Annotated in this window: 24 protein-coding genes; 15 read left to right on the top strand and 9 right to left on the bottom strand. The window is 69.1% G+C overall.

Annotated features, from left to right (window positions below; genetic code table 11):
• Positions 1-853 (bottom strand): AAA family ATPase (locus GBO37_RS08810; protein ID WP_252928464.1); only part of this gene is annotated, 853 nt, incomplete at its 3' end.
• Positions 854-1009: 156 nt separating this feature from the next.
• Here GBO37_RS08810 and GBO37_RS08805 point away from each other — a divergent pair.
• The gene (locus GBO37_RS08805; protein WP_252928462.1) at positions 1010-1390 is read left to right on the top strand and encodes a CidA/LrgA family protein; all 381 of its coding nucleotides are present in this window, start codon (positions 1010-1012) and stop codon (positions 1388-1390) included.
• Positions 1383-2102, top strand: coding sequence for an LrgB family protein (locus GBO37_RS08800; RefSeq protein ID WP_252928460.1), 720 nt, complete (start codon positions 1383-1385; stop codon positions 2100-2102). Before GBO37_RS08805 ends, GBO37_RS08800 begins: the two co-directional genes overlap by 8 nt.
• 77 nt (positions 2103-2179) lie before the next feature.
• On the opposite strand, the gene mog is transcribed toward GBO37_RS08800, so the two are convergent.
• Both mog and GBO37_RS08790 read right to left on the bottom strand, forming a co-directional pair.
• A complete protein-coding gene (gene mog, locus GBO37_RS08795; protein WP_252928458.1) occupies positions 2180-2716 on the bottom strand; it encodes a molybdopterin adenylyltransferase in 537 nt (178 codons plus the stop codon).
• A complete protein-coding gene (locus tag GBO37_RS08790; RefSeq protein WP_371927527.1) occupies positions 2713-3969 on the bottom strand; it encodes an argininosuccinate synthase in 1257 nt (418 codons plus the stop codon). The genes mog and GBO37_RS08790 overlap by 4 nt, the downstream gene beginning before the upstream one ends.
• A gap of 78 nt (positions 3970-4047) precedes the next feature.
• On the opposite strand from GBO37_RS08790, the gene GBO37_RS08785 reads away from it, so the two are divergent.
• Together GBO37_RS08785 and ilvA are read left to right on the top strand one after the other, a co-directional pair.
• Positions 4048-4743 carry a hypothetical protein gene (locus GBO37_RS08785; RefSeq protein ID WP_252928452.1) on the top strand — a complete coding sequence of 232 codons (696 nt, stop codon included), beginning with the start codon at positions 4048-4050 and terminating at the stop codon, positions 4741-4743.
• A gap of 71 nt (positions 4744-4814) precedes the next feature.
• On the top strand, positions 4815-6056 hold the full coding sequence (ilvA, locus tag GBO37_RS08780) for a threonine ammonia-lyase IlvA (protein WP_252928450.1): 1242 nt from the start codon (positions 4815-4817) through the stop codon (positions 6054-6056).
• Here ilvA and GBO37_RS08775 read toward each other — a convergent pair whose 3' ends face one another.
• On the bottom strand, positions 6057-6416 hold the full coding sequence (locus tag GBO37_RS08775; protein WP_252928448.1) for an Hpt domain-containing protein: 360 nt from the start codon (positions 6414-6416) through the stop codon (positions 6057-6059).
• Positions 6417-6538: 122 nt separating this feature from the next.
• Between GBO37_RS08775 and GBO37_RS08770 the strand changes: the two genes are divergently transcribed.
• Positions 6539-7825 (top strand): PP2C family protein-serine/threonine phosphatase, encoded by a 1287-nt coding sequence (locus GBO37_RS08770; protein WP_252928446.1) that lies wholly within the window; start codon positions 6539-6541, stop codon positions 7823-7825.
• Here the strand turns inward: GBO37_RS08770 and GBO37_RS08765 are convergent.
• On the bottom strand, positions 7822-8265 hold the full coding sequence (locus GBO37_RS08765; RefSeq protein ID WP_252928444.1) for an NUDIX domain-containing protein: 444 nt from the start codon (positions 8263-8265) through the stop codon (positions 7822-7824). The genes GBO37_RS08770 and GBO37_RS08765 overlap by 4 nt on opposite strands.
• 153 nt (positions 8266-8418) lie before the next feature.
• Between GBO37_RS08765 and GBO37_RS08760 the strand changes: the two genes are divergently transcribed.
• The 6 genes from GBO37_RS08760 (at position 8419) to GBO37_RS08735 (ending at position 14817) form a co-directional block, all read left to right on the top strand.
• Entirely contained in the window at positions 8419-9447 is a 1029-nt protein-coding gene (locus tag GBO37_RS08760) for an Hsp33 family molecular chaperone HslO (RefSeq protein WP_252928441.1), read from the top strand.
• Positions 9444-10028 (top strand): CoA pyrophosphatase, encoded by a 585-nt coding sequence (locus tag GBO37_RS08755; RefSeq protein WP_245008374.1) that lies wholly within the window; start codon positions 9444-9446, stop codon positions 10026-10028. The genes GBO37_RS08760 and GBO37_RS08755 overlap by 4 nt, the downstream gene beginning before the upstream one ends.
• Positions 10025-11170: a CCA tRNA nucleotidyltransferase gene (locus tag GBO37_RS08750; protein WP_252928439.1), complete on the top strand. Its 1146-nt coding sequence runs from the start codon at positions 10025-10027 to the stop codon at positions 11168-11170. Before GBO37_RS08755 ends, GBO37_RS08750 begins: the two co-directional genes overlap by 4 nt.
• Entirely contained in the window at positions 11167-13011 is a 1845-nt protein-coding gene (locus tag GBO37_RS08745) for an ABC transporter ATP-binding protein (RefSeq protein ID WP_252928436.1), read from the top strand. The genes GBO37_RS08750 and GBO37_RS08745 overlap by 4 nt, the downstream gene beginning before the upstream one ends.
• Positions 13008-14231, top strand: coding sequence for a class I SAM-dependent RNA methyltransferase (locus GBO37_RS08740; RefSeq protein ID WP_252928434.1), 1224 nt, complete (start codon positions 13008-13010; stop codon positions 14229-14231). Before GBO37_RS08745 ends, GBO37_RS08740 begins: the two co-directional genes overlap by 4 nt.
• A 64-nt stretch (positions 14232-14295) precedes the next feature.
• A complete protein-coding gene (locus tag GBO37_RS08735; protein WP_045981359.1) occupies positions 14296-14817 on the top strand; it encodes a murein L,D-transpeptidase family protein in 522 nt (173 codons plus the stop codon).
• 42 nt (positions 14818-14859) lie between these two features.
• Here GBO37_RS08735 and GBO37_RS08730 read toward each other — a convergent pair whose 3' ends face one another.
• The 3 genes from GBO37_RS08730 to GBO37_RS08720 form a co-directional block, all read right to left on the bottom strand.
• Positions 14860-15375 carry a CAP domain-containing protein gene (locus GBO37_RS08730; RefSeq protein WP_045981360.1) on the bottom strand — a complete coding sequence of 172 codons (516 nt, stop codon included), beginning with the start codon at positions 15373-15375 and terminating at the stop codon, positions 14860-14862.
• Positions 15376-15464: 89 nt separating this feature from the next.
• Positions 15465-16505 (bottom strand): ferrochelatase, encoded by a 1041-nt coding sequence (gene hemH / locus GBO37_RS08725; protein ID WP_252928432.1) that lies wholly within the window; start codon positions 16503-16505, stop codon positions 15465-15467.
• Positions 16502-17326 (bottom strand): SAM-dependent methyltransferase, encoded by an 825-nt coding sequence (locus GBO37_RS08720; RefSeq protein WP_127897820.1) that lies wholly within the window; start codon positions 17324-17326, stop codon positions 16502-16504. The genes hemH and GBO37_RS08720 overlap by 4 nt, the downstream gene beginning before the upstream one ends.
• A 31-nt stretch (positions 17327-17357) precedes the next feature.
• On the opposite strand from GBO37_RS08720, the gene GBO37_RS08715 reads away from it, so the two are divergent.
• The 4 genes from GBO37_RS08715 to GBO37_RS08700 are packed head-to-tail and all read left to right on the top strand — an operon-like array spanning position 17358 to position 19720.
• Positions 17358-18092 (top strand): ComF family protein, encoded by a 735-nt coding sequence (locus GBO37_RS08715; protein ID WP_252928430.1) that lies wholly within the window; start codon positions 17358-17360, stop codon positions 18090-18092.
• Between the two features lie 29 nt (positions 18093-18121).
• Positions 18122-18379 carry a glutaredoxin 3 gene (gene grxC, locus GBO37_RS08710; RefSeq protein WP_045981364.1) on the top strand — a complete coding sequence of 86 codons (258 nt, stop codon included), beginning with the start codon at positions 18122-18124 and terminating at the stop codon, positions 18377-18379.
• A gap of 8 nt (positions 18380-18387) precedes the next feature.
• Positions 18388-19257 (top strand): carbon-nitrogen hydrolase family protein, encoded by an 870-nt coding sequence (locus tag GBO37_RS08705; RefSeq protein ID WP_252928468.1) that lies wholly within the window; start codon positions 18388-18390, stop codon positions 19255-19257.
• A complete protein-coding gene (locus tag GBO37_RS08700; protein ID WP_252928428.1) occupies positions 19232-19720 on the top strand; it encodes a MarR family winged helix-turn-helix transcriptional regulator in 489 nt (162 codons plus the stop codon). Before GBO37_RS08705 ends, GBO37_RS08700 begins: the two co-directional genes overlap by 26 nt.
• Before the next feature lie 4 nt (positions 19721-19724).
• Here GBO37_RS08700 and ubiG read toward each other — a convergent pair whose 3' ends face one another.
• Positions 19725-20465, bottom strand: a complete 741-nt coding sequence (ubiG, locus tag GBO37_RS08695; RefSeq protein WP_252928425.1) for a bifunctional 2-polyprenyl-6-hydroxyphenol methylase/3-demethylubiquinol 3-O-methyltransferase UbiG — start codon at positions 20463-20465, stop codon at positions 19725-19727.
• Between the last annotated feature and the right edge of the window lie 40 nt (positions 20466-20505).

The raw sequence follows: 20505 nt of genomic DNA, 5'->3' as shown, positions 1-20505 counted from the left end.
CCTCGCGCAGCGGCGGCAGCGCGGCCTCGGTCTCGGTCCGCCGCAGGACGGCGGCATCGGCGGCGGCACCCGCCTGACCGGCGGCCTTCACCGCCTCGCTCAGGGCCTGCGCCGCGGCAAGGCGCGCAGCCTCGGCATCCGACCAGCGGCGATACAGCAGCAGCCCTTCGGCCAGCCGCAGCGCGGCGCCGATCTCGCGGTACTTCGCCGCCGCACGCGCCTGCCGGGCCAGGGTCGCGGCCTGGGACGACAGTTGGTCCAGCGTGTCGTCGACGCGCGTCAGGTTGCCTTCGGCCCCGTTCAGCTTCAGCTCCGCCTCGTGGCGGCGCGCGTAAAGCCCCGAGATCCCCGCCGCCTCCTCCAGGATGCGGCGACGCGACTTGGGCTTGGCGCTGATCAGCTCGCTGATCTGGCCCTGACGCACCAGTGCCGGGCTGTGCGCCCCGGTCGAGGCATCCGCGAACAGCATCTGCACATCGCGCGCCCGCACGTCCTTGCCGGCGATCTTGTAGGCGCTGCCCGCGTCGCGGGTGATGCGACGGGTGATGTCGAACTGGTCGTCCTCGTTGAAGCCCGCAGGCGCCAGACGATCGCGGTTGTCGACGCTCAGCGAAACTTCGGCATGGGCACGGGCATTGCGACGCGTGGTGCCCGCAAAGATCACGTCCTCCATCCCCTCGCCGCGCATCGCGGTAGGGCGGTTTTCGCCCATGACCCAACGCAGGGCCTCCAGCAGGTTGGACTTGCCGCAGCCGTTCGGCCCGACCACGCCCGTCAGCCCCTCGCGGATGACCAGATCGGTCGGGTCCACGAAGCTCTTGAAGCCGTTCAGTCGCAGGCGGTCAAAGCGCAAGGGGTCGGGTCCAGATTCGAAAAGGCTGGCGGATTGTCCATCCGCAGGGGGGACAAGTCAACCGGACCGCAAGATGTCGCCCCGCCGGGATACTTATCCACAAGATGCGCGGCGTCGCCACTGGCGCGACCGGGGGCCGCACGCTACTCTGGCGGCATGATCCGCAGCCTTGCCATCATCCTGACGTTCCAGCTGATCGGAGAGATCACCTCGCGCGGCTTGGGCCTGCCCCTGCCCGGCCCGGTGGTCGGACTGATCGCGATGGTCGCGGCCTTCATCCTGCGCCCCGACCTGGCGCAGGCGATCCGCCCCACGGCGACGGGACTCTTGTCGCATCTGTCGCTGTTCTTCGTGCCTGCGGGCGTTGGCATCGTGGCCCACTGGGATCTGCTGCGCGAACAGGGGCTGGGGCTGGCCGCCGCCCTGACGGGATCGACGGTGCTGGCCATCGCCGCAGGGGCTTGGGCCTTCACCGCGGTGGCCCGCCTGGCCGGATCCGAGGAACGCGCCGCCCTGAGGGACCAGGGGCGTGAGTGATCCGGTCCTGATCTGGTCCTATCTGGCGCAGGGGCCGCTGTTGTGGCTGACCGCCACGCTGGTCGCTTACCTGGCGGGCGATGCGGTGTCGCGCAGGCTGGGCCGCGCCAGCTGGGCCAACCCCGTGCTGATCGCGGTGATCCTGCTGGCGGTGCTGCTGGGGATGACGGGGACCGACTACGCCACCTATTTCGACGGCGCGCAGTTCGTGCATTTCATGCTGGGACCGGCCACCGTGGCGCTGGCGCTGCCGCTTTATGACAACCTGCCCCGCGTGCGGCGCGCGGCGTGGCCGATGCTGGCAGGGTTGCTGGCCGGATCGGGCGTCGCAGTCGTCTCGGCCCTGCTGATCGCCCGCGCCTTCGGGATCGAGGGATCGGTCCTGGCCTCGCTTGCACCGAAATCCACCACCGCGCCGGTGGCCATCGGCATCGCCGAACAGCTGGGCGGTCAGCCTACGCTGACCGCGGCGCTGGTTCTGCTGACGGGCATCTTCGGCGCGATCATGGTCACGCCTCTGCTGAACGCGATGAAGATCCGCGACTGGCGCGCGCGCGGATTTGCGGTGGGCGTCGCCGCGCATGGCATCGGCACGGCTCGGGCGTTCCAGGTGAACGCCACGGCAGGCGCGTTTTCGGGCATCGGCATGGGCCTGAATGCGGTGCTGACGGCGATCATCGCCCCGCTGGCCCTGCGTTTGTTCGGCGGCTAGGCGCTTTCGGGTATTTGGACAAAGAAGAAGTCAGTCTCCTTTGTCCAAATACCCCCTTTGCCAGCACATGCGGGCGGTCAGGCCGATTTGGGACGAAAGGCCTGGATTCGTGCAGGATCGGTCTCGATGCGCGCCGCACCCATCAGGTCCAGGCAGTAGGGGACAGCGGCAAAGACCGCATCCAGGCAGGTGGCGATGGCCGAAGGCTTGCCGGGGATGGTGATGATCAGGCTGCGCCCGCGGATCGCCGCGGTCTGGCGCGACAGGATGGCGGTCGGCACCTCGCGCAGCGAGGCGCGGCGCATCTCCTCTCCGAAGCCGGGCAGTTCCTTGTCCATAACGTCGGCCACGGCCTCGGGTGTCAGGTCGCGCGGTGCGGGGCCGGTGCCGCCGGTGACCAGGATCAGGTCCGCGCCGCCGTCGGCCAGGTCGCGCAGGGTGCTGGCCACGCTGTCGCGGCCATCGGGGATGATGTGGCGGTCGATGGTCATGGGCGAGGKGACGACACCCCGCAGCCAGGCCTCGGCGCCGGGGCCGCCCTTGTCCTCGTACTCGCCTCGCGACGCGCGGTCGCTGACGGTCACGATGGCGATGCGTGCGGCCCCGGCGGTCATTTCGCCACGCGGGCGTTGCGGTTCGCGATCAGCTTCAGGCGCAGCGCGTTCAGGCGGATGAAGCCCGCCGCGTCCTTCTGGTCATAGGCGCCGGCGTCGTCCTCGAAGGTCACATGCGCCTCGCTGTACAGCGAGTGATCCGACCAGCGGCCCACGCAGGTCGCCAGACCCTTGTAGAGCTTCAGCCGCACCGTGCCGGTCACATGCTCCTGGCTCTTGTCAATCAGGGCCTGCAGCATCTCGCGCTCGGGGGAGAACCAGAAGCCGTTGTAGATCAGCTCCGCATAGCGCGGCATGATCGAATCCTTTAGGTGGCCCGCGCCACTGTCGAGCGTGATCTGCTCGATCCCGCGATGGGCTTCCAGTAGGACCGTGCCGCCCGGCGTCTCGTAGATGCCGCGCGACTTCATGCCGACGAAGCGGTTCTCGACGAAATCCAGACGGCCGATGCCGTGACGGCCGCCCAGCTCGTTCAGCTTGGTCAGGATCGTGGCGGGCGACATGGCCTCGCCGTTGATCGCCACCGCGTCGCCCTTCTCGAAGGTGATCTCGATGAATTCCGGCTGATCCGGCGCGTCCTCGGGGTTCACCGTGCGCTGATAGACGTAGTCGGGCGCGGCCTCGGCCGGGTTCTCCAGCGCCTTGCCCTCGCTGGACGTATGCAGCAGGTTCGCGTCCACGCTGAAGGGCGCCTCGCCGCGCTTGTCCTTGGCGATGGGGATCTGGTTCTTCTCGGCGAACTCGATCAGCTTGGTGCGGCTGGTCAGGTCCCATTCCCGCCAAGGCGCGATCACCTTGATCGACGGGTCCAGCGCATAGGCGCTGAGCTCGAACCGGACCTGGTCGTTGCCCTTGCCGGTCGCGCCATGCGCCACCGCATCCGCGCCCGATTCCTGCGCGATCCGCACCAGATGCTGCGAGATCAGCGGCCGCGCGATCGACGTGCCCAGCAGATACAGCCCCTCATAGAGCGCATTGGCCCGGAACATCGGGAAGACGAAATCGCGCACGAATTCCTCGCGCACGTCGACGATGTGGATGTTCTCGGGCGCGATGCCCAGCATCTCGGCCTTCTGGCGCGCGGGTTGCAGCTCCTCGCCCTGGCCCAGATCGGCGGTGAAGGTCACCACCTCGCAGCCATATTCGGTCTGCAGCCATTTCAGGATGATCGAGGTATCAAGCCCCCCCGAATAGGCGAGGACGACTTTTTTCGGCGCGTCGGACATGCGGTTAACCCTTCGTCGAAGTTTCAGCGGGAATACGGCGATTTGCGCGTTGTCACAAGGGTTCGGGGGCGATTAGGGTCTGGGCGATTTCAAACGAGTGATTTGATGCTAGCCTTTCGCCTTCTCCGCCATTCCATTCTGCAGCTGACCGGCAATCTGGGCGCGGCGCTGACGCTGTCGTTTCTGCCGCTGTTGCTGGCCGTCCTCGGCATCGGCATCGGGATGGCCGCGCGCCAGGCCCTAGCGGTCGGCGATCCGCCCGGGATCATTGTCGCAGTGGTGGCAGTGGCGATCGTCGCGACCTTCGTGCTGGCCTTCGTCAGCCTGGCTGCATCCTGGCATCGTCACGTCCTCCTGGGGGAACGCCCGCAGGTCTTTCGCAGCATCGGAGGTTCCGAGGCGCGCTATTTCTGGGCGGCGGTCAGGATGAGCCTTGTCATCATGCTGATCGTCTTCATGCCCATGATCCTCATCGTGGCGCTGACCTCGGCTTTGAACGGCAGCATCTACGTCACCATGCTGGCCAGCCTGATCATCGGGATCGCGGTGGCCATCATCGGCCTGCGCCTTGGAACAGGGCTGGCCGGGGCGGCCATCGGCGCCGCAAAGCCGCTGACGACCGGCTGGAAGGGGACGGAATCCTGTCTGGGCACCCTGCTCCTTCTGGCCGTGTTCAGCCAGATCCTGCAGACCATTCTGAACCTTGCGTCGCAGATCCCCGGTCTGGTGGGGCTGGTGGCCACGCTTCTGGCTGCCTGGCTGGGCACCCTGCTGTCGCTGTCGATCATCACCACGCTCTAGGGGCATTTCGTCGAGGGTCGCGCGCTGCGCTGACCCTTGCCAACAGGCCCGTTTCGCGGCATGGGCGGGGCATGGAAAACTTTGTCGCCGCCGTCCGTCTGGCCGAGGCCGCGCTTCGCGACCTGTTCGAGCCTACACCCCTGCAACGCAACGACCATCTGTCGGCGAAATACGGCGCCGACATCTGGCTCAAGCGCGAGGACCTGACCCCCGTACGCAGCTACAAGCTGCGCGGGGCGTTCAACGCAATGCGCAAGCAGGTCACGCCCGGCGCGCCCGGGCATTTCGTCTGCGCCAGTGCGGGGAACCATGCCCAGGGCGTGGCCTATGCCTGCCGCCATTTCGGCGCGCGTGGCACGATCTTCATGCCGATCACCACGCCGGGACAGAAGATCGACAAGACCCGCATGTTCGGCGGAGACGCGATCGAGATCGTGCTGAAGGGCGACTATTTCGACCAGACCCTGGCCGCGGCCCAGGCCTTCTGCGCCGAACAGGGCGCGCAGTTCCTGTCGCCCTTCGACGCCCCCGACGTGATCGAGGGGCAGGCGACCGTCGGTATGGAGATGCTGGCGCAGCTTGGCCGCGCGCCCGACCTGGTCGTGCTGCCCGTGGGCGGGGGCGGCCTGTCTGCCGGCGTCACCAAGCTGCTGGCGACCCAGGCGCCGGACACCCGCTTTGCCTTTGCCGAACCCCTGGGCGGCGCCAGCCTCAAGGCCGCATTGCAGGAGGGGGCGCCCGTGGCCCTGCCGGCGGTGGACAGCTTCGTCGACGGTGCCGCGGTCGCGCGCATCGGGGCCCTGCCCTTCGAGGCGCTGCAGCGCTTTACCCCCGCCGACGTCTATCTGGCCCCCGAGGACCGCATCTGCCGCACCATGCTGGAGATGCTGAACACCGAAGGCGTGGTGCTGGAACCCGCGGGCGCGCTGGCGTTGGACGTGCTGGGCGATCTGGGCGACTTGTCCGGCAAGACCGTCGTCGCGGTCTGTTCGGGCGGCAATTTCGACTTCGAGCGCCTGCCCGAGGTCAAGGAGCGGGCCCAGCGGTTCCAGGGCGTGAAGAAGTATTTCGTGCTGCGCATGCCGCAGCGCCCCGGCGCGCTGCGCGATTTCCTGGACCTGCTGGGACCGAACGACGACATCGCGCGGTTCGAATACCTCAAGAAATCCGCCCGCAACTTCGGTTCGGTTCTGATCGGGATCGAGACGTCGGACCCGGCCAACTTGATCACGCTGATGACGCGACTGGACCGGTCGGGCTTTGCCTATCGCGACATCACGAACGACGGCATCCTGTCGGAACTGCTGGTCTGATCACGACGCGCGGGCGGCGACTTGACCGCCCTGGTCGCCGTCCATCACATGCGGCAGGTCGCGCAGGAACAGCTGCTTTGTATGGCCGAAGCTGGCGCGCAGCGCCGCGGGGGCCAGGGCCGTCTGGTCGCCGCGGGCCAGCTGCTGTTCGGCGCGCAGGCACTGGGCGCAGAACTCGGTGAAGCCGATGTTCAGCGCCAGGCCGCGCAGCAGGTGCAGGTCCTCGGCCAGGTGCAGGGTGCGGCTGTCCAACGCGAACAGATGCGCCTCGATCTCGACCAGGATCATGTCGATGATGGGCAAAAGCTCCTCGGGGCCAAGCTCGTCGCGCAGCTCGATCACGCGGTTCCAATCGATCATTCCCCAAACCCTTCGAATCGCTGACATGCCCCTGTCTAGCGCGGTCGCCTTGCGAAAAGTTTAACCGCGGGAAACGGGGCGGTTTACCCGAAATTTACGACCGGCACGCTATGCATGGTCCCATGACAGCCGCGAATCGCCCCTCTCCCCTCTCCGACACGGCACCGCCCAAGCAGAAGCGGCTGGTGCTGCTGGTCGATGACAGCGCCGCGCAACGCCGGCTGCTGGCGCGGCTGCTGAAACGCGGCGGCTATGACGTGGTCGAGGCCGCCAACGGGGCCGAGGCGCTGCAGCTGTGCGAAAGGCTGGCCCCGGACCTCGTGCTGTCGGACTGGGTGATGCCCGAGATGACCGGCCTGCAGTTCTGCGCCGCGTTCCGCCAGTTGTCGCGCCCGAACTATGGCTATTTCGTGCTGCTGACGTCGAATGCCGACGCCCATGCCATCACCGAGGGGTTGCAGGCCGGCGCCGACGATTTCCTGACCAAGCCCGTGGCGCCCCAGGAACTGCTGGCGCGCCTTGCCGCCGGCGAGCGCATCCTGCGCATCGAGGAGGAGCTGCGCGCCAGCAACACCCAGCTGCGCCAGGCCCTGTCGCAGCTGTCCGAGACCCAGGCCGCGATGGAACGCGACCTGCGCGAGGCGCGCAAGCTGCAGCAGGGGCTGGTGCGCGAACGCTCCGGGCGGTTCGGCCAGATCGAGATCAGCCTGCTGTTGCGCCCAGCGGGCCATATCGGCGGCGACCTGGTGGGGTTCTTTCCCATCGGCGACGACAGGCTTGGCCTCTATGCGCTGGACGTATCAGGGCATGGCGTGACCGCGGCACTGCTGACGGCGCAGCTGTCGGTGCACCTGTCGGGGTCGTCCGACCAGAACATCGCGCTGCGCGGCGCGCTTGGCGGGGCGGATGCGGGGGGGCCGGCGGCGCTGGCACATTTCTTCAACACGATGATGCTGGAGGAGATGAACACCGACACCTACTTCACCATGATCTATGCCGAGCTGAACCACATGACAGGGCACCTGCGCATGGTCCAGGCGGGGCACCCCCACCCCTCGCTGCAACGGGCCGACGGCACGGTGACGCATCTGGGCGCGGGCGGCATGCCGATCGGCGTCTTCGAAAGCCCGCTCTTCGACGAGATCGACATCACCCTTGGTCCCGGCGACCGTCTGCTGATCGCATCCGACGGCATCACCGAGGCCACGACCCCCAACGGCCGCCAACTGGGCAATGACGGGCTTGAGGCGGTGATGCGCACCAACGCTTTCCTGAACGGCCATTCCTTTCTGGAATCGATGGCCTGGTCGGTGTCGGAATATTGCCGCGGCGAACGGCAGGACGACATGTCCGCGGTGCTGGTCGAGTTTCGTGGCTCCGGCAAGGTCATCCGCCTGGACGACGGCTAGCGTCCCGCCAGCCACCCCGACAGCGCCGCACGCGACCCCGAATCAGCCAGCGCGTCCATCGCCTGCGCGGGCGTCATCCAATGCGCACTGTGTCCCGGTTCGGTCGGCGGCGACAGGCGGCTGATCGGCCGTGCCACCCAGATCTGACAGCGCTTTTCGGCGTGCATGTCGTAATCGGGCATGAAGCAGAACCGCCGATAGCTGCCCAGATAGCGCGGCGCGCCGATGGTCCAGCCGGTCTCCTCGGCCACCTCGCGGTGCAGGGCCGCCAAGGCGTGCTCTCCGGGGTCGATGCCGCCGCCGGGCAGCTGGAATTCAGGTTCGGGCGCCTGCTGATGCGTCAGCAGGATGCGCCCGTCGCGCCACAGGATCGCATAGGCGCCGGGCCTGCGGCGATAGCGGGGTCCGGTCAGCGGCGGTTGTCCGAAACGCGGGATCATGGGGCACCTGCCTGATTGCCCGCCCGTGATAGCCCGGCCGGGGCGCGGTGGAAAGCGGCGTGCCCGGGCCCCCTTGGGATCGGCGGAAAATGCCTTATATTGGGCGCAACCGGGCGCGCAATGTCGGCGCCGACACCACCTCAAGGATCAATCATGAGCAAGATCAACCAGATCGCCTGGGACGACACCGTACTGCCCTTTCAACTTGACCGCAGCTCCATCCGGGGCCGCGTGGTGCGTCTGGACGGGGTCTTGGACCATATCCTGTCGCGTCACGACTATCCGCCCGCCGTCAGCGCCATGGTCGCCGAGATCGCGCTGCTGACCGCGCTGATCGGCCCGACCGTCAAGCTGCGCTGGAAGCTGAGCCTGCAGGTGCGCGGCAACGGCGCGATCCGCACGCTGGCCGCCGACTACTTCGCCCCCGAGGGCGTGGGCAAGCCCGCCCGCATCCGGGCCTGGGCCAGCTTCGACCCCGATCGCCTGGATGCCCGCGCCCCCTTCGAGCAGATCGGAGAGGGCTATTTCGCCATCCTGATCGACCAGGGACCGGGCAGCACCCCCTATCAGGGCATCACGCCGCTGACGGGCGGGTCGCTGTCGGCCTGCGCGCAGACCTATTTCGCGCAATCCGAACAGCTGCCGACGCGGTTCCAGCTGGCATCGGGTCAGTCGCGCCTGTCCGGTCAGGACGCGCAGTGGCGCGCCGGCGGCATGATGCTGCAGACTTTGCCCGGCAATCCGGCGCAGCCGACCGAGGGCGGCAGCGGCGAGGGCGGGCTGATCGAGGCGGCCGACATCCTGCAGGGCGCGGAATCCGAGGATTGGAGCCGGGCCAACATCCTGCTGGACACGGTCGAGACGCTGGAGCTGATCGGCCCCACCGTCGGCCCGACCGACCTGCTGCTGCGCCTGTTCCACGAGGAGACGCCGCGGGTCTTCGACGCGCATCGGGTGGAGTTCGGCTGTTCCTGCGACGCCGACCGGGTGCGGGGCACGCTTTCGATCTATTCGGCCAAGGACATCGCACACATGACCACCCCGGAGGGGACCGTGACCGCCGATTGCCAGTTCTGCGGCGCGCATTACGTCTTCGACCCGCAAAGCCTGGGCTTCGAGGCGACGGTGGATGCCGACGGCAACCCCCTGCCCGACAGCGACAGCGACAAGGCGGCCGAGTGACGGAGTGGTCCGAATCCCGCCTGCGCGACGCCCTGCGTCGCGCGGCGGATCCCAGCTCTGACTATGACCTGAACCCCGAAGCCGCGCCGCCGGACGCGCCCCTGCGCCCGGCGGGGGTGCTGGCGGCGTTTCGCGCCGATGACGGGCGCCTGGTCCTGACCAAGCGCGCGTCGGGGCTGCGCCACCACCCCGGCCAGATCGCCCTGCCCGGCGGCAAGGTCGATCCGGGCGACGCCGATGCCGTCGCCGCCGCCCTGCGCGAGGCGCGCGAGGAGATCGGCCTGGACCCCGCCCAGGTGCGCGTGCTGGGCTGCCTGCCGCCGCACCGGACCGTCACAGGCTTTTCCGTGACCCCGGTCCTGGCCGTGATCGACGGCCCCTTCGCCCCCGTCCCCGAGGCCGGAGAGGTGCAGGAGGCGTTCGACCTGCCCTTTGCGCATGTCGCCGACCCCGCCCGGTATCGTGTCGAACGCCGGCGCTGGCGCGGCGGCTGGCGCAGCTATCACGCGGCGCCGTTCGGGCCCTATTACCTGTGGGGCGCGACCGCGCGCATCCTGCTGGGACTGGCGCGGCGCCTATGACCCGGTTGCCCGCGCATGTGCTGGAGGATGCCGCCCTGATCCGGGTGCTGGACGCGCTGCAGGCAGAGGGCGATCACGCCTATCTGGTGGGCGGCGCGGTGCGCAACGCGCTGTTGGACCAACCCATCGACGACATCGACATCGCGACCGACGCCCTGCCCGACAGGGTGACCCGGCTGGCGCAGGCTGCGGGCCTGCGCGCGGTGCCCACGGGCATCGACCACGGCACCGTGACGCTGATCGCCGGCGGGCGCGGGTTCGAGGTCACGACCTTTCGCCGGGACGTCGACACCGACGGTCGCCATGCCGTGGTCGCGTTCTCGACCGACCTGGCCCAGGACGCGGCGCGGCGCGATTTCACGATCAACGCGCTTTACGCGGGCCGCGACGGGGTGGTGATCGATCCGATGGGCGGCCTGCCCGATCTGGCCGCGCGTCGCCTGCGCTTTGTCGGAGACGCCCACGCGCGGATCACCGAGGATTACCTGCGCATCCTGCGCTTCTTCCGTTTCCTGGCCCGCTACGGGCAGGATGCCGACCCGGCCGCCGTCGCCGCCTGCGGCGCGCATCGCGACGGCCTGTCGCGCATCGCCCGCGAACGCATCGGGGCGGAACTGAAGAAACTGCTGGACGCGCCCGACCCCGGCCCGGCGGTCGCGCTGATGGACCGGACGGGGGTGCTGCATCAGTTGCTGCCCGGTGCCGATGCCGCGCGCCTGCAGGCGCTGCTGGACGCCGAACCCGCGCCCGGCGGCTGGCTGCGCCGTCTGGCGGCGCTTGGTCCGGTCCAGCCCGACCTGCGCCTGTCGCGCGCCGATCAGCGCGCGTTGGCGGCGCTTGACCGGGCACGCGGCTGGTCGCTGGACCGCGCCGCATGGCACCTGGGCGCGGATGCCGCGACCGACCATGCCGCCCTGATGGCCGCCGACGGCCACCCGCTGCCCCCCGACTGGCAGGCCCGCATCGCGCGGGCGACCCGGTCCCCCCTGCCCGTGGCCGCAGCCGACCTGGCCCCGCTGCAGGGGCCTGCCTTGGGACGGGCCCTGAAGGCCGCGGAGGAGGCGTGGATCGCGTCGGCCTTCACCCTGCCCGCCCCTGCCCTGATCGACGCGGCCCGCCTGGCCGGGAAGGACGACGAATGAGCCTGCACACCCGCTTCGGCCGCATGGTCGACGCCTTTCGCCCGGCCGAGGGCGCGCCGCCCGCCACGCTGATGGCCTTCTTCCGTTGGTGTCTGTCGGGCGCTTGGCCGGGGCTTGGGTTTGCCGCCATCGCCTCCGCCTTGGGCGGGGTGGCGGATGTCGTCTCGGCGCTGCTGCTGGGGATGGTCGTCGATGCGGTCACGACCAGCGCGCCCGACGTCTTCTGGGACCAGAACTGGGGCCTGGTCGCGCTGTTCACGGGGTTCTTCCTGGTGGTGCGCCCGGCGATCTATGGCCTGTCCACGGCCAGCTCGAACGTGATCATCGGGCCGAACATCCTGCCGCTGGTGCTGTCGCGCCTGCACCGATGGACGATGGGACATGCGGTCACCTTCTTTGACAACGACTTTGCCGGGCGGCTGGCGCAAAAGCAGATGCAGACCGCGCGCGCGGTGACCGATGTCGCATCCGAGATGGTGAACGTGGTGGCATTCGCCCTGGCATCCGTACTGGGATCGGCGGCATTCCTGCTGGCCGTCGATGGCTGGGGCGCGGTGGCGCTGCTGGTCTGGCTGGCGGCCTATTTCGCGCTGATCCGGTTCTTCCTGCCGCGCATCCGCGCGAAATCGGGCGCGCGCGCATCGGCGCGGGCCAATGTCACCGGACAGGTCGTCGACACCATCACCAACATCAAGACGGTCAAGCTGTTCGCCCATGCCCAGCATGAGGATCAGGCCGCATTGGGCGCGATGGCGGGGTTTCGCGAACGCGCGCTGGATTTCGGCGTCGTCTCGACCTGGTTCCGGCTGTCTCTGATGGTCGTGGCGGGGATCCTGCCGGTGATCCTGGTGGGCGGCGCGATCCTGCTGTGGCGCGACGGCACCGCGACCGTGGGCGATGTCGCCGCCAGCGGTGCGATCGCCATGCGCCTGTCGCAGATGACCGGGTGGGTCAGCATGGCCCTGATGGGCATGTGGGGCAGCATCGGAGAGGTCGAGGACGGGATGAAGACCCTGTCCCCGCCCCATGCCCTGACCGACCGCCCCGGCGCCCGGACGCTGTCGCGCGTGCAGGGCCGGATCGAGTTCGACCATGTCGAATTCGCCTATGGCCGCGACGCGGGCGGCATCCGCGACCTGACCCTGACCATCCCGGCCGGAGAGAAGATCGGCATCGTCGGCGCGTCCGGCGCGGGCAAGACCACGCTGGTCGGCCTGCTGCTGCGGCTCTACGACGTTGAACAGGGCACCATCCGCATCGACGGCCACGACCTGCGCGATGTGACCCAGGAAAGCCTGCGCCGCCAGGTGGCGATGGTCACCCAGGACACTGCCATGTTCAACCGATCCGCCCGCGACAACATCCTGTACGGTCGCCACGACGCGACGCAGGACGAGGTCGTGGCCGCCGCCAAGGCGGCCGAGGCGCATGACTTCATCCTGACGCTGGAGGATTACGCGGGCCGCACCGGGTATGACGCCTATCTGGGCGAACGGGGCGTCAAGCTGTCGGGCGGCCAGCGCCAGCGCATCGCCCTGGCCCGCGCCTTCCTCAAGGACGCGCCGATCCTGGTCCTGGACGAGGCGACCAGTGCGCTGGACAGCGAGGTCGAGGCCCAGGTCCAGGATGCCCTGACCCGCGCCATGCGCGGCAAGACCGTGCTGGCCATCGCGCACCGCCTGTCCACCATCGCCGAACTGGACCGCATTCTGGTGATCGAGGACGGGCGCATCGTCGAACAGGGCGGTCATGACGACCTGCTGGCCCGCGACGGCCGCTATGCCCGCTACTGGAACCGCCAGTCGGGCGGTTTCCTGGGCACCGAAGAGGCTGCCGAATGACCCAATGGACGATCGAGCGGCTTGGCCGCAAGGGCGACGGCGTGGCCCTGTCGGGCGACGCCCGCGCGCTGGCCCCCCTGGTCCTGCCCGGAGAGGTCGTCGAGGGCGAGGTCCTGGACGGCCGCATCGCCGCCCCGCGCATCGTCACCCCGTCCCCGGACCGCATCCGCCCCGTCTGCGGCCATTACCGCGCCTGCGGGGGCTGTTCGCTGATGCACGCGACCGACGCCTTCACCACCGCCTGGAAGACCCAGGTCGTGCAGACCGCGCTGGCGGCCCAGGGGATCGCGGCGCCCCTGCCGCAGGTCCACGTGTCGGCGCCGAACAGCCGCCGCAGGGCCGTGCTGTCGGGGCGGCGCACGAAGAAGGGTGCGACCGTGGGGTTTCATGGCCGCGCATCCGACGTGATCGTCGATCTGACCGAATGCCACGTGCTGCGCCCGCAGATCCTGTCCGCGCTGCCGCTGCTGCGCCGCATCGTCATCGCCGGGGCGTCGCGCGCGGCGGAACTGTCGCTGGTCGTCATCCATGGTCCGGCCGGGCTGGACGTCGCCGTGCGTGGCGGCAAGCCGATGGACCCTGCGCTGTTCCAGGCTCTGGCCGCCCTCGCGGACGAGGGCGATCTGGCGCGGCTGGACTGGGATGGCCAGGCCATCACCCGCCGCGTGCCCGCCCTGCCGATGGGGCGCGCGCATGTCGTCCCCCCGCCCGGTGCCTTCCTGCAGGCCACCGCCCAGGGCGAGGCCGCACTGCTGGCTGCGGTGCGCGACACCGTGGCGGGCGCGTCAAAGGTCGCCGATCTTTTCGCGGGCTGCGGGACCTTCACGCTGCCTTTGGCGGAACGGGCCTCCGTCCATGCGGTCGAGGGGCTGGCCGCACCCTTGTCCGCCCTTGATTCGGCGTGGCGGGCCACGTCCGGCCTGAACCATGTCACGACCGAGGTCCGCGATCTGGCCCGCAGGCCGCTGATGCCCGATGAACTGTCCCGGTTTGACGCGATCGTGATCGACCCGCCCCGCGCCGGGGCCGAGGCGCAGATGCGTCAGATCGCCGCTGCTCGCGTCCCGGTGGTGGCGGCCGTGTCCTGTGACCCGGTCAGTTTTGCCAAGGATGCGCGGATTCTGGCCGATGCCGGCTATGGCATCGATCGACTGTGGGTGGTCGACCAGTTCCGGTTTTCCCCGCATGTCGAACTGGTGGCGGCGTTAACGCACCGCTAGGCAGGCATGGTGTATCCGTGATATTCCGGGCCCATAAAAAATCAAAAACGCTTCAGAGGCAGTGATGATCAGAACCACCCGTCGGACGTTCACGATTTCGATGCTGGCCCTGCTGGCTGCCTGTGGAAAACCGCAGCAACCTAGCAAGTTTCAGCGCTATTCCGGGCCGCCGATCACCCAGGTGCAGGTGAACAAGGGTCAGCGTCGCATGCACCTGTTCAGCGGCAGCACGCCGGTCCGGTCCTATGACATCAGCCTGGGCAACCAGCCGGTGGGACACAAGCAGTTCTCGGGTGACGGCAAGACCCCCGAAGGCGTCTATTACATCGACCGCTTCAACCCGCGCAGCGCGTTCCACCTGTCGGTGGGCATCTCGTATCCGAACCCCAACGACCGCGCCTTCGCCGAGCAGTACGGCATGGATCCGGGCGGTGACATCTTCATCCACGGCCGCGGACCCCAGGGCAACAACCTGTTCCCCCGCCAGCGCGACTGGACGGCCGGCTGCATCGCCGTCACCGACGAGGAAATCCAGGAAATCTATGCGATGCTGATGCCCGGCACGCCGGTCGTCATCTATCCCTGACCCCCGTGACCGATGCGGCCCCGCATGGGGGCCGCCCGAGGCCTAGCGTCCGGTCAGCAGCGTCCACCAGACCTTGCCCGACGGCTCTTTGAACCAGGCAAAGCCCAGCTGCGTCGCGGTCGGGTCCATGATCACGTCGCGGGTGTCGCGCGTGGACATCCATGCGGCCAGCGTCTCGATCTCGTTCTCGTAGGTCTCCGAGATGTTCTCGCCGATGATCTCTCCGCCGAACCCCTGACGCTGCGCCCGGTCCAGGGGCGACGATCCGTCCGACCCCCAGTGCCAGGCCCGGTTCTGGGCCGACATGTCGCGCGAATGGACCAGCGACGCCGCCTCCAGCGCGGGGCTGGGCTGCAGCGGGGACAGGCCGATATTGCCGCGCAGCGTGTTGATCTGCTGCAGCACCCGCCCCGCGATGGCCGCGTTGTCGTCGACCACCGGGGCCGCCACCGCGGCCGGGTCCATGGGCATGGCCATCGGCGCAGGCGCCAGGTTGCGTGGGCCGCACGCACCCAGCACGATCAGGCCCAGAATCGCAAGCGCGTTGATTTTCTTCATGTTCCGGCCACTCTCCTCGCGCACATGGCCTAGTCCTATCCAATGCCTCGCACCGGATCAAACCCAACTTGGCGTGAACGCGCCGACGCTCAGCGCGGCTGCACCCAGCCGCCGATGTTCTCGCGCACCACCTCCAGCATGACGCGGATATGGGCGGGGTCGTCGTTCAGGCAGGGGATGTACTGGAATTCGTGCCCCCCGGCCTCCTCGAAGGCTTCCTTGATCTCGCCGTTGATCTCCTCCAGCGTCTCGATGCAGTCCGACGAGAACGCCGGAGAGATCACCGCGATGTCGGTATGGCCCTGCTTGGCCAGTTCGGCCACATGCTCGACCGTATAGGGCTTCAACCACTCCTCGCGGCCAAAGACCGACTGGAAGGTCGTGTCGATGATCCCCTCGGGCCAGCCCAGCTCCTCGCGCAGCAGGCGCGACGTCTTCTGGCACTGGCAGTGGTAGGGATCGCCCTGCATCAGGTACCGCTTGGGCATGCCGTGATAGCTGGCGACCAGCTTCTTGGGCACCTTGCCGTCCAGCGCGCGGCGCACGCTGTCGGCCAGCGCCTTGATGTAGTCGGGGCGGTTCACATAGGGCTCGACCGTGCGCACGGCGGGCTGCCACGTCTCCTTCATCAGGACGCGGAACAGCTGGTCGTTCGCCGTGGCCGAGGTCGGCCCCGCATATTGCGGATAAAGCGGCAGGAACACGATCCGCCGACAGCCCGCATCGACCATCCGTCGCACCACGTCCTCGGTCGATGGATTGCCATAGCGCATGCAGAAATCGACGATCACCTGATCGCCCCATTCGTCATGCGCCATCTGCGCCAGCGCGCGGGTCTGGGCCTTGGTGATGGTCAGCAGCGGGCTTTCGTTCGCCTCGTGGTTCCAGATCAGCTTGTAGTTCTTGCCGGAACTGAACGGCCGCTTGGTCAGGATCACCCCCTGCAGCAGCGGCTGCCAGATCAGGCGGTTCACGTCGACGACGCGGCGGTCGGACAGGAACTCGTTCAGATAGCGGCGCATCGACCAGTAGTCATAGCCGTCCGGCGTGCCCAGATTGGCGATCAGGATGCCGGTCTTGGCAGGCTTGACCGCGGGATGGTCGGCAGGCGCGTGGGTGGGTCTCATCATGACTTCCTGAGTTTTGTCAGCGCATCGGCCAGCGAGGTGGTGGCCGATCCGGGGCGCAGGGGCTTTGGCTGGCTGTCCGAGGGCGCCCAGCCCGTCAGAAAGACCAGATCGAAGGTGACGGCGACACGGGACGGATCGTCGCGGTCGGGACTGTGGGCGGCCAGCAGATCGGCGGCACGGGCCAGCACGGCGCGCGGGGTGGGCCGGCGCAGGCGCGCGGCCATGGCGTTGCCCTCGCCCATCGCACGCAGGTCGCGGCCCAGATGGAACAGGTCGCGATAGCTGGCGCGCTGTGGCAGCAGGTCGGCCACCGGCAACGCCAGTCCCGCACGGGCCAGCAGGCCGCCCAGGTCGCGGATCTCTCCCATCGGCAGGATCCGGGGCGACAGGCCGCCGGTGATCTCGGCTTCGGCCTGGGCCAGGGCGGCGCGGGGTTCGGACAGGGTCTGGCCGCCGAACAGGACGCCGATGAACAGCCCGTCCTCGCGCAGGGCGCGGCGGCACTGCACCATCTGCCCGACCGGATCGTCCGCCCAATGCAGCGACAGAGCGTGGATCACCAGGTCATGCGCGCCTGGTTCCAGGTCCAGCACCGGGTCATCCGCCACCACCCGCGCATCGGGAAAGCGCGGGCCCCAGATGTCGGGAAAACCGGTCACCAGGGCAGGGGCCGTAAAGGTTCTGTTAACCTCGGCCAGCCTATCGTGGATCTCGTCGGCGGCGATCTGGTGGAACAGGTCGACCATGCCGTCCCGTTGGGCGCGGCGGCGCTGGCGGGTCAGGGCGATGCGGTCGGTCAGGGCGGGTCTGGGGTCACTCATGGGACGGGAACATAAGGTGCTTTCGGGGGCGATGAAAGCCGCGCTGCGGCTGTTCTATCCGCCCCAATGCCTGTCCTGCGGCGCGGGGGTGGCCGACGGGGGCGCGGGCGCCGTGCATCTGTGCGCCGACTGCTGGCCCGAGGCTGCCTTCATCACCGGCGCCTGCTGCGATTGCTGCGGGGCGCCGCTGCCCGATGACGGGTCGGGCACTGACATGGTGCTGGTCTGCGACGACTGCCTAGGCGCGGTGCGGCCCTGGACGCGGGGGCGCGCGGCGATGGTCTATGGCGGCACCGCGCGCAGGCTGATCCTGGCGCTGAAGCATGGCGATCGGCTGGACCTAGCCCCGCCCATGGCCGCGTGGCTGGCGCGGGCGGCGGCACCATTGGCGATGCCCGGCATGATCGTGGCCCCGGTGCCCCTGCACCTGCGCCGCCTGGCGAAGCGCAAGTACAACCAATCCGCGCAGGTGTCGGGCCGGGTGGCGCGCGCCCTGGGGCTGGATCACCAGGCCGACCTGCTGGTGCGGGTGCGCCACACGCAGGCGCAGGACCATCGCGGCGTGGCCGACCGCTATGCCAACCAGCAGGACGCCCTGGCCGTGCATCCGCGTCGCGCGGCAGGCGTGGCGGGGCGGCCGGTGATGCTGGTCGACGACGTGATGGCGTCGGGGGCCACGATCCACGCGGCGGCGCTGGCGCTGCTGGCGGCGGGATCGGGACCGGTTTCGGTGGCGGTGCTGGCACGCGCGGTCAAGGATCACTAGATAGGGGGCAGCCACCAAAAAGGACCGCCATGAGCATCGAGATCTATACCACCCGCACCTGCCCCTTCTGCATCCGCGCCAAGCAGCTTCTGGACCAGAAGGGTGCGTCCTATACGGAAATCGACGTCGGCGCCGACCCGGCGCTTCGCGACAAGATGACGAAACGCGCGGGCAAGCGCAGCGTGCCGCAGATCTTCGTGGGCACCACGCATGTCGGCGGTTGCGACGACCTCTATGCGCTGGAGCGGTCGGGCAAGCTGGACCCGCTGCTCAAGGGCGCCGCCTGATGGGCGCGCTGACCGTCGGGCTGATCCAGCTGACGGTCGGCGATGACCCGGCCGCGAATCTTGGCCCTACGATCGCCCTGATCCGCAAGGCCGCGGGCCGGGGCGCGCGGCTGGTCCTGACGCCCGAGGCGACGAACCTGCTATCCCCCGACCGCACGCGTCAGGCCGCCCTGCTGCGCCCCGAGGATCAGGACGCGACCCTGGCCGCCCTGCGGGCCGAGGCGCGGGCGTTGGACATTTGGCTGCTGGTCGGATCGCTGGCCCTGGCCAGCGGCGACGCGGACGGGCGCTTCGCGAACCGCAGCCTGCTGATCGCCCCCGACGGGACGGTCGCGGCGCGCTATGACAAGCTGCACATGTTCGACGTGACCATCAGCGACACCGAATCCTATCGCGAAAGCGCCGCCTATCGCCCCGGCGACCGGGCGGTCACGGCCCCCGCGGCCGGGACGGTGCTGGGCATGACGGTCTGCTATGACCTGCGCTTTCCGCACCTGTACCGGTCGCTGGCGCAGGCGGGCGCGCGCATCCTGACCGTGCCGTCGGCCTTCAACCCGGTCACGGGGGCCGCCCATTGGGAGACGCTGCTGCGCGCCCGCGCGATCGAGACCGGGTGCTTTGTGCTGGCGCCCGCGCAATGCGGCACCCACCCCGCGCCCCACAGCCCGGACCGCCCCGCCCGGCGCAGCCACGGCCATTCGCTGGTCGTCGACCCCTGGGGCCGGGTGCTGGCCGATGGCGGGGACGATCCCGGCATCACCATTGTATCCCTTGACCTTTCGGCGGTGGATGAGGCACGGTCTCGCATTCCCTCGCTGTATCACGACAGGCCCTTTGCGGCCCCGGAAGGCCATGACGACACCTGCGTCCAACCCTGACAAAGCCGCCGAGGCCCGGTCCACCGACCGGTTGGCCGCAAGCCTGTTCGCCGAGGTGCTGATCGCCGACCAGCTGTCGCGCAACCTGATCGGCAAGGCGCTGCCCAAGGGGATGCAGATTTCGCACTTTTCGGTGCTGAACCTTCTGGCCCATGTGAACGAGGAACGCACCCCCGCCCAGCTGGCGGCGGCGTTCCACATCACGCGGGGCGCGATGACCAACACGCTGGCGCGGCTGGAATGGGCGGGCCATGTCCACATCCGCCCCGATTGGGACGATGCGCGGCGCAAGTTCGTGTCGATCAGCACGGCGGGCCGGGCGGCGCGCGATCAGGCCATCGCGGGCTTCATGCCGCTGATCGCCGGCGTGGTGCGCGACATCGGCGCGGACCGGGTGCGCGGCGCCCTGCCCGTCCTGCGCGAGCTGCGCCTGCGGCTGGAGGCCGACCCGCCCAAGCCCTGAGGCCTCAGGCCCGACGCGCCGTCATGATGTAGTTCACCGCCAGGTCGCGCTCCGACATCGACCAGCCGAAGGTGATCGGGTTGAACACCATCCCCTTGCGGTCCGCGACCATCAGCCCCGCCGCCTGCGCATGGGCGGCCAATTCGTCCGGGGTGATGAAGCGCGCCCAGTCATGCGTGCCGCGCGGCAGCCAGCGCATGATCCATTCCGCCCCGATGATCGCCGCGCCGAAGCTGCGCGCGGTGCGGTTCAGCGTCGACAGGATCAGCAGCCCGCCGGGGCGCAGCAGGTCGTGGCAGGTCGCGACGAAGGCTGCGGGGTCGGCGACATGTTCGACGATCTCCAGCGCCAGGACCGCGTCAAAGCGTTCGCCCGCCGCGACCAGCGCCTCGGCCGTGGCGGCGCGGTAATCGATCGCCAGCCCGTGCTGATCGGCATGGGTCTGGGCCACGGCGATGTTCACCTGGGTCGCATCCGCGCCCACCACATCCGCGCCCAAGCGCGCCATCGGTTCGCTGGCCAGCCCGCCGCCGCAGCCGATGTCCAGCACCCGCAGCCCCGCGAAGGGCCGCAGGCTGCGCCGGTCGCGCCCGTATTCGGCCGCGATCTGGTCGCGGATATAGTCCAGCCGCAGCGGATTCATCAGGTGCAGGGGCCGGAACTTGCCGTTGGGGTCCCACCATTCGGCGGCCATCGCCTCGAATTTCGCGATCTCGGCCTGGTCGATGCTGCTGGACGTGGTCATTGGGGGGCGGTCCTTCTGGCGGGCGGCGTTGTCTGTGCTT

Source organism: Paracoccus sp. 08, from assembly GCF_024105395.1.
GTDB lineage: Bacteria > Pseudomonadota > Alphaproteobacteria > Rhodobacterales > Rhodobacteraceae > Paracoccus > Paracoccus marcusii.
The sequence above is the reverse complement of the archived record's forward strand: the minus strand, read 5'-3'. Positions and strand labels throughout refer to the sequence as shown.